This window comes from Erwinia persicina NBRC 102418, from assembly GCF_001571305.1.
Classification (GTDB): Bacteria; Pseudomonadota; Gammaproteobacteria; order Enterobacterales; family Enterobacteriaceae; genus Erwinia; species Erwinia persicina.
Genome location: NZ_BCTN01000030.1, coordinates 21,708 through 30,076, shown reverse-complemented (window position 1 = coordinate 30,076; position 8,369 = coordinate 21,708). Strand labels below are relative to the sequence as shown.

Here is an 8,369-nt window from a genome sequence, read left to right as displayed (position 1 = left end):
TAATGCCAGGCGACAACATTCAGATGGTTGTTACCCTGATCCACCCAATCGCGATGGACGACGGTCTGCGTTTTGCAATCCGTGAAGGTGGTCGTACCGTTGGTGCTGGTGTTGTTGCTAAAGTTATCGCTTAATCGCTGATAATATTTGACGCAATGCACATGAAAAGGGCATCATTTGATGCCCTTTTTGCGCGCTGTAACATAGAACCTGACTCATCAGTGATTTTTTCGACCATAATCATTGCTGAGGCAGGCTCTGTAGCACGGCGTTTAAGCCAATAGTTTTCAAGCTACGGCTTGGAATTAAAGGATATGCCGAGTTACGCCTAACAGCATCATTCGGTTCGGTTGCCTCGTCTGACGCGGCAAAAGTGTTTCTGATTTATTGTGGCAGGTTGGTTTATGAGTGCTAATACCGAAGCTCAAGGAAACGGGCGCGGCCTGGAAATATTGAAGTGGTTAGGTGTGGTGGTGCTTCTGGTCGCCGCTGTCGCCGGTAACTCCTATTATCGCGATGTCACATTGCCTCTGCGTGCTCTCGCCGTCGTGGTCCTGATGGCAGCAGCAGCCGGCATCGCCCTGCTGACCACTAAAGGTAAAGCAACGGTGGCATTCGCCCGTGAAGCGCGCACTGAAGTTCGTAAGGTCATCTGGCCGACTCGTCAGGAAACGTTGCACACCACGTTAATCGTTGCCGCGGTCACTGCCGTGATGTCACTGATTTTGTGGGGACTGGATGGAATTCTGGTTCGTCTGGTATCGTTTATCACTGGCCTGAGGTTCTGAGATGTCTGAAGCTCCAAAAAAGCGCTGGTACGTCGTTCAGGCGTTTTCCGGTTTTGAAGGCCGTGTAGCACAGTCGCTGCGCGAGCACATCAAGTTACATAACATGGAAGAGCTGTTTGGCGATGTCATGGTTCCAACCGAAGAAGTGGTTGAGATCCGTGGTGGCCAGCGTCGTAAGAGCGAGCGCAAGTTCTTCCCAGGCTACGTGCTGGTCCAGATGGTGATGAACGATGCCAGCTGGCACCTGGTGCGCAGCGTGCCACGTGTTATGGGCTTTATCGGCGGGACGTCTGACCGCCCGGCGCCGATCAGCGACAAAGAAGTTGACGCGATCATGAACCGCCTGCAGCAGGCAGGTGATAAGCCACGTCCTAAAACTATGTTTGAGCCTGGTGAGATGGTGCGCGTAAGCGATGGTCCATTTGCTGACTTTAACGGCGTGGTGGAAGAAGTCGACTACGAGAAAAGCCGCCTGAAAGTATCTGTTTCCATCTTTGGCCGTGCAACACCGGTCGAACTGGACTTCGGTCAGGTAGAAAAAGGGTAACCACCCTTTTTGAAGCCGCCCTGGTGTCGATGCGGGGCGCGTAAAAAAGAGACGATCACTGTCATCTAGTGGTTGCGAGAGGCGCGAAATTGCACTACAATTTCGCGCCTTTTGTTTTTATACGCTGTTTTTTCAGCGTGTGAATATTAATCACGGGGAGCTCCTCCAGGAGCGCTATCACCCAATAGAGGAATTATCATGGCTAAGAAAGTACAAGCCTACGTTAAGTTGCAGGTTGCAGCTGGTATGGCGAACCCAAGTCCACCGGTTGGTCCGGCACTGGGCCAGCAGGGCGTTAACATCATGGAATTCTGTAAAGCGTTCAACGCCAAAACAGAATCCCTGGAGAAAGGTCTTCCAACGCCAGTTGTGATCACCGTTTACTCTGACCGTTCTTTCACCTTCGTTACCAAAACCCCTCCTGCAGCAGTACTGCTGAAGAAAGCGGCTGGTATTAAGTCTGGTTCTGGCAAGCCGAACAAAGACAAAGTAGGTAAAGTATCGCGTGCTCAGGTACGTGAAATCGCAGAAACCAAAGCTGCGGACATGACTGGTGCTGACCTGGAAGCGATGACTCGCTCCATCGAAGGTACTGCTCGTTCCATGGGCCTGGTAGTAGAGGACTAAGAAATGGCTAAGCTGACCAAGCGCATGCGCGTGATCCGTGACAAAGTTGATTCAACTAAACAGTATGACATCAACGAAGCTGTTGCTCTGCTGAAGGAACTGGCGACTGCTAAGTTCGTAGAAAGCGTTGACGTAGCGGTGAACCTGGGCATTGATGCTCGTAAATCTGACCAGAACGTTCGCGGTGCAACTGTACTGCCACACGGTACTGGCCGTTCTGTTCGCGTTGCTGTATTTGCTCAGGGCGCAAACGCTGAAGCTGCTAAAGCAGCCGGCGCTGAACTGGTAGGTATGGAAGATCTGGCTGACCAGATCAAAAAAGGCGAAATGAACTTCGACGTTGTTATCGCATCTCCAGATGCAATGCGCGTTGTTGGCCAACTGGGCCAGGTTCTGGGCCCACGCGGTCTGATGCCAAACCCGAAAGTGGGTACTGTAACCCCTAACGTTGCTGAAGCAGTGAAAAACGCTAAAGCAGGTCAGGTTCGTTATCGTAACGACAAAAACGGTATCATCCATACCACTATCGGTAAGGTTGATTTCGACACAGATAAACTGAAAGAAAACCTGGAATCCCTGCTGGTTGCGCTGAAAAAAGCCAAACCTTCTCAGGCGAAAGGTGTTTTCATCAAGAAAGTTAGCCTGTCCACCACCATGGGCGCAGGCGTTGCAGTTGATCAGGCTGGCCTGAACGCTGTTGCAAGCTAATCTGTGCTTTACGCGGGCGAAAAATTCATCTAGAATCTTACGCCCGTTGCTTTGTAAATATACAAAGCCTCTAATCGCGTCATTCGTGCGACATATACATCAATGACGCGTTAGACCCTTTTTTAGGTTGGAGCCTGGCCTTATCCAGGCCTCCGTCCAAGACCGCAGGTGTTTCGTAAGAAACTTAATCTCCTGCGTAGACGGTGACAGAACCAAAAGAATATTTTTTATAGTCTTTGCTGGATTCTGCTCACCGTGTTTCAGCGCCTGTCGGTGGTAACACTGTTCAGGTGAAGTGAGTTCCGGGGAAATCCATCCCCGGCCAAAAATCCAGGAGCACAAGCTAATGGCCTTAAATCTTCAAGACAAACAAGCGATTGTTGCTGAAGTCAGCGAAGTAGCCAAAGGCGCGCTGTCTGCGGTAGTTGCGGATTCTCGTGGCGTTACCGTAGACAAAATGACCGAACTGCGTAAAGCAGGACGTGCAGCTGGCGTATACATGCGTGTTGTTCGTAACACCCTGCTGCGTCGCGTCGTTGAAGGTACTCAGTTTGAGTGCCTGAAAGACACGTTAACCGGTCCAACCTTGATTGCATATTCTATGGAACACCCGGGCGCTGCTGCTCGTCTGTTCAAAGATTTCGCGAAAGCGAATGCAAAATTTGAGGTTAAAGCTGCGGCCTTTGAAGGCGAGCTGATCAGTGCGGCTCAGATCGACCGCCTGGCAACTCTGCCTACTTACGATGAAGCAATCGCACGCCTGATGGCAACCATGAAAGAAGCCTCTGCTGGCAAACTGGTTCGCACTCTGGCTGCAGTACGCGATCAGAAAGAAGCAACTGCTGCTTAATAGCTGCAATGCTCTTCTTATCCGTTCATTTGCTAACGTACAAAATTACTTTCTGAATTTAGGAACACGAAATGTCAATCACTAAAGACCAAATCATTGAAGGCGTTGCAGCCCTGTCTGTAATGGAAATCGTTGAACTGATCTCCGCTATGGAAGAGAAATTCGGCGTGTCAGCTGCTGCTGCTGTTGCAGGTCCTGCTGCTGCTGCTGAAGCTGTAGAAGAAAAAACCGAGTTCGACGTTGTACTGAAAGCTATCGGCGCTAACAAAGTTGCCGTGATCAAAGCAGTACGTGGCGCAACTGGTCTGGGCCTGAAAGAAGCTAAAGATCTGGTTGAGTCTGCACCTGCTGCCCTGAAAGAAGGCATCAGCAAAGACGACGCAGAAGCACTGAAGAAAGCACTGGAAGAAGCTGGCGCAGAAGTTGAAGTTAAATAAGCCAACCTTTCAGGTTGCAGCCTAGTCTTTTAGGCTGATGGCTGGTGACTTTTTGGTCACCAGCCTTTTTGCGCTCTACAGCATCAATGATATTTCACACTGTTTAGTCATTGATTAGCTTAATATCTTTCTCTATCGACGACTTAATATACTGCCTTCCTGACTGGGTTCCCTGCTCAGACACCGGCAACGAAATGATTTAAGCGTGATAGAAAGAGGTATTACGAAAAACCTTCTGTTTTTCGCACAACACAAAAACAGCGTTGCATGAACTGTCCTCCTGGATGGACAGCGAGGTTCTACATTTCAGCGAGCTGAGGAACCCTATGGTTTACTCCTATACCGAGAAAAAACGTATTCGTAAGGATTTTGGAAAGCGTCCACAAGTTCTGGACATTCCATATCTCCTTTCTATCCAGCTTGACTCGTTCCAGAAGTTCATCGAGCAAGATCCGGAAGGTCAATATGGTCTGGAAGCAGCATTCCGCTCCGTATTTCCAATCCAAAGCTATAGCGGTAATTCTGAGCTGCAGTACGTCAGCTACCGTTTAGGCGAACCCGTCTTTGATGTGAAAGAGTGTCAGATTCGTGGCGTCACGTATTCTGCTCCTCTGCGCGTAAAACTGCGCTTGGTGATCTACGAGCGCGAAGCGCCGGAAGGCACCGTTAAAGACATCAAAGAACAAGAAGTTTACATGGGCGAAATTCCGCTCATGACGGATAACGGTACCTTTGTTATCAACGGTACTGAGCGCGTTATCGTTTCTCAGCTCCACCGTAGTCCTGGTGTCTTCTTCGACAGCGATAAGGGTAAAACCCACTCGTCCGGTAAAGTGCTGTATAACGCACGTATCATCCCTTACCGTGGTTCATGGCTGGACTTCGAGTTCGACCCGAAAGACAACCTGTTCGTCCGTATTGACCGTCGCCGTAAACTGCCAGCGACCATCATTCTGCGCGCGTTGAATTACACCACTGAACAGATCCTCGACCTGTTCTTCGATAAAGTGGTTTACCAAATTCGCGACAACAAGCTGCAGATGGAGCTTATTCCTGAGCGCCTGCGTGGTGAGACCGCTTCATTTGATATTGAAGCGAACGGCACCGTTTACGTCGAAAAAGGCCGCCGTATTACTGCGCGCCATATTCGCCAGCTTGAGAAAGATGCTGTTGCCCACATCGAAGTGCCGGTTGAGTATATTGCCGGTAAAGTGGTCGCTAAAGACTACGTTGATGAGAGCACCGGTGAACTACTGATCGCAGCGAACATGGAACTGTCACTGGATCTGCTGGCTAAACTCAGCCAGTCCGGTCACAAGCGCATTGAAACCCTGTTCACCAACGATCTGGATCACGGTGCGTACATGTCTGAGACGGTACGTGTCGACCCAACCAGCGATCGCCTGAGCGCTCTGGTTGAGATCTACCGCATGATGCGTCCTGGTGAGCCACCAACGCGTGAAGCAGCTGAAAACCTGTTTGAGAACCTGTTCTTCTCTGAAGACCGCTATGATCTGTCTGCGGTTGGTCGTATGAAGTTCAACCGTTCTCTGCTGCGCGACGAGATCGAAGGTTCTGGTATCCTGAGCAAAGACGACATCATTCAGGTGATGAAGAAGCTCATCGGTATCCGTAACGGTATTGGCGAAGTGGATGATATCGACCACCTCGGCAACCGTCGTATCCGTTCCGTTGGCGAAATGGCTGAAAACCAGTTCCGTGTTGGCCTTGTGCGCGTAGAGCGTGCGGTGAAAGAGCGTCTGTCCCTGGGCGATCTGGATACCCTGATGCCACAGGACATGATCAACGCCAAGCCAATTTCTGCGGCAGTGAAAGAGTTCTTCGGCTCCAGCCAGCTGTCACAGTTTATGGACCAGAACAACCCGTTGTCTGAGATCACGCATAAGCGTCGTATCTCTGCACTGGGTCCGGGCGGTCTGACGCGTGAGCGTGCAGGCTTCGAAGTTCGAGACGTACACCCGACGCACTACGGTCGCGTATGTCCAATCGAAACGCCGGAAGGTCCAAACATCGGTCTGATCAACTCCTTGTCTGTGTATGCACAGACCAATGAGTACGGTTTCCTGGAAACCCCATACCGTCGCGTTCGCGAAGGCGTGGTGACCGACGAAATTCATTACCTCTCTGCTATTGAAGAGGGTAACTACGTTATCGCTCAGGCAAACACCAATCTCGACGACGAAGGTCACTTCGTAGACGACCTGGTCACCTGCCGTAGCAAAGGCGAATCGAGTCTCTTCAACCGCGATCAAGTTGACTACATGGACGTTTCCACCCAGCAGGTGGTTTCCGTCGGTGCGTCACTGATCCCGTTCCTGGAGCACGATGACGCCAACCGCGCATTGATGGGTGCAAACATGCAACGTCAGGCGGTTCCTACTCTGCGTGCTGATAAGCCGCTGGTAGGTACCGGTATGGAGCGTGCGGTTGCGGTTGACTCCGGTGTTACTGCCGTAGCGAAACGTGGTGGTACCGTGCAGTACGTGGATGCATCCCGTATCGTTATTAAAGTTAACGAAGACGAAATGTATCCGGGCGAAGCCGGTATCGACATTTACAACCTGACCAAATATACCCGTTCTAACCAGAACACCTGCATCAACCAGATGCCTTGCGTGAACCTGGGTGAGCCAATCGAACGTGGTGATGTGCTGGCTGATGGCCCTTCAACCGATCTCGGCGAACTGGCACTCGGTCAGAACATGCGCGTCGCGTTCATGCCGTGGAACGGCTACAACTTCGAAGACTCCATTCTGGTCTCGGAGCGCGTTGTTCAGGAAGATCGCTTCACCACTATCCACATTCAGGAACTGGCGTGTGTGTCTCGTGACACCAAGCTGGGGCCAGAAGAGATCACCGCTGACATCCCTAACGTGGGTGAAGCTGCGCTCTCTAAACTGGATGAGTCCGGTATCGTGTATATCGGTGCGGAAGTGACCGGTGGGGACATTCTGGTTGGTAAGGTAACACCTAAAGGTGAAACCCAGCTGACGCCAGAAGAGAAACTGCTGCGTGCGATCTTCGGTGAAAAAGCGTCTGACGTTAAAGACTCTTCTCTGCGCGTACCAAACGGTGTGTCAGGGACAATCATCGACGTTCAGGTCTTTACCCGCGATGGCGTGGAAAAAGACAAGCGTGCGCTGGAAATCGAAGAGATGCAGCTGAAGCAGGCGAAGAAAGACCTGTCTGAAGAATTGCAGATCCTCGAAGCCGGCTTGTTCAGCCGTATTAACTACCTGCTGGTTGCCGGCGGTGTTGAAGCGGAAAAACTGGAGAAGCTGCCACGTGAGCGCTGGCTCGAACTGGGCCTGACCGACGAAGAGAAGCAAAATCAGCTGGAACAGCTGGCCGAGCAGTACGACGAGCTGAAGCACGAGTTTGAGAAAAAACTTGAAGCCAAGCGCCGTAAAATCACTCAGGGCGATGACCTGGCACCTGGCGTGCTGAAAATCGTGAAAGTGTATCTGGCCGTTAAACGTCAGATCCAGCCTGGTGACAAAATGGCAGGTCGTCACGGGAACAAAGGTGTTATCTCCAAGATCAACCCGATCGAAGATATGCCATACGATGAGTTCGGTACGCCGGTCGACATCGTACTGAACCCGCTGGGCGTTCCATCACGTATGAACATTGGTCAGATTCTTGAAACCCACCTGGGTATGGCTGCGAAAGGCATTGGCGAGAAAATTAACGCTATGCTTAAGAAGCAGGAAGAAGTGTCCAAGCTGCGTGAATTCATTCAGCGTGCTTACGATCTGGGCAGCGATCTGCGTCAGAAAGTTGACCTGAACACCTTCACCGATGACGAAGTGCTGCGCCTGGCAGAGAACCTGAAAAAAGGTATGCCAATTGCAACACCGGTGTTTGACGGCGCGAAAGAGAGCGAAATCAAAGAGCTGTTACAGCTCGGCGGCCTGCCTTCTTCTGGCCAGATCACGCTGTTTGATGGTCGTACCGGTGAGCAGTTCGAACGTCAGGTTACCGTTGGCTACATGTACATGCTGAAGCTGAACCACCTGGTTGATGACAAAATGCATGCGCGTTCTACCGGTTCTTACAGCCTCGTTACTCAGCAGCCGCTGGGTGGTAAGGCGCAGTTCGGTGGTCAGCGCTTCGGTGAGATGGAAGTGTGGGCACTGGAAGCATACGGTGCCGCGTATACCCTGCAGGAAATGCTGACCGTGAAGTCTGATGACGTTAACGGCCGTACCAAGATGTATAAAAACATCGTTGACGGCAACCATCAGATGGAACCGGGCATGCCGGAATCTTTCAACGTACTGTTGAAAGAGATCCGCTCGCTGGGTATCAACATCGAGCTGGAAGACGAGTAATAACTCGCATCTGCTGTACTGGTTACAGGGCGCCCGGGTCACTCCGGGCGTCTCTGA

At 51.3% G+C, this 8,369-nt stretch carries 8 protein-coding genes; all 8 read left to right on the top strand.

Annotated features, from left to right (window positions below; genetic code table 11):
* Positions 1-134: EF-Tu C-terminal domain-related protein (locus EPE01S_RS23110; protein WP_072277512.1), on the top strand; the 134-nt coding region annotated here is incomplete at its 5' end.
* Between the two features lie 270 nt (positions 135-404).
* Positions 405-788, top strand: a complete 384-nt coding sequence (gene secE, locus EPE01S_RS21190) for a preprotein translocase subunit SecE (protein ID WP_062749170.1) — start codon at positions 405-407, stop codon at positions 786-788.
* A gap of 1 nt (position 789) precedes the next feature.
* A complete protein-coding gene (nusG, locus tag EPE01S_RS21185) occupies positions 790-1,335 on the top strand; it encodes a transcription termination/antitermination protein NusG (protein WP_062749168.1) in 546 nt (181 codons plus the stop codon).
* A 198-nt stretch (positions 1,336-1,533) separates the two neighbouring features.
* Positions 1,534-1,962 (top strand): 50S ribosomal protein L11, encoded by a 429-nt coding sequence (gene rplK, locus EPE01S_RS21180; RefSeq protein WP_062749165.1) that lies wholly within the window; start codon positions 1,534-1,536, stop codon positions 1,960-1,962.
* 3 nt (positions 1,963-1,965) lie between these two features.
* Positions 1,966-2,670 carry a 50S ribosomal protein L1 gene (gene rplA, locus EPE01S_RS21175; protein WP_062749162.1) on the top strand — a complete coding sequence of 235 codons (705 nt, stop codon included), beginning with the start codon at positions 1,966-1,968 and terminating at the stop codon, positions 2,668-2,670.
* Positions 2,671-3,016: 346 nt separating this feature from the next.
* Positions 3,017-3,520 carry a 50S ribosomal protein L10 gene (gene rplJ / locus EPE01S_RS21170; RefSeq protein WP_062749159.1) on the top strand — a complete coding sequence of 168 codons (504 nt, stop codon included), beginning with the start codon at positions 3,017-3,019 and terminating at the stop codon, positions 3,518-3,520.
* Between the two features lie 71 nt (positions 3,521-3,591).
* Entirely contained in the window at positions 3,592-3,957 is a 366-nt protein-coding gene (gene rplL / locus EPE01S_RS21165; RefSeq protein WP_048914311.1) for a 50S ribosomal protein L7/L12, read from the top strand.
* 326 nt (positions 3,958-4,283) lie between these two features.
* Positions 4,284-8,312, top strand: a complete 4,029-nt coding sequence (gene rpoB / locus EPE01S_RS21160; RefSeq protein WP_062749156.1) for a DNA-directed RNA polymerase subunit beta — start codon at positions 4,284-4,286, stop codon at positions 8,310-8,312.
* The last annotated feature ends 57 nt before the right edge of the window (positions 8,313-8,369 follow it).

What these genes read in the sequence shown, in the direction of transcription:
- nusG (WP_062749168.1), top strand. Translation starts at nt 790, where the DNA reads ATGTCTGAAGCTCCAAAAAAGCGCTGGTACGTCGTTCAGGCGTTTTCC.
- rplA (WP_062749162.1), top strand. Translation starts at nt 1,966, where the DNA reads ATGGCTAAGCTGACCAAGCGCATGCGCGTGATCCGTGACAAAGTTGAT.
- secE (WP_062749170.1), top strand. Translation starts at nt 405, where the DNA reads ATGAGTGCTAATACCGAAGCTCAAGGAAACGGGCGCGGCCTGGAAATA.
- rpoB (WP_062749156.1), top strand. Translation starts at nt 4,284, where the DNA reads ATGGTTTACTCCTATACCGAGAAAAAACGTATTCGTAAGGATTTTGGA.
- rplL (WP_048914311.1), top strand. Translation starts at nt 3,592, where the DNA reads ATGTCAATCACTAAAGACCAAATCATTGAAGGCGTTGCAGCCCTGTCT.
- rplK (WP_062749165.1), top strand. Translation starts at nt 1,534, where the DNA reads ATGGCTAAGAAAGTACAAGCCTACGTTAAGTTGCAGGTTGCAGCTGGT.
- rplJ (WP_062749159.1), top strand. Translation starts at nt 3,017, where the DNA reads ATGGCCTTAAATCTTCAAGACAAACAAGCGATTGTTGCTGAAGTCAGC.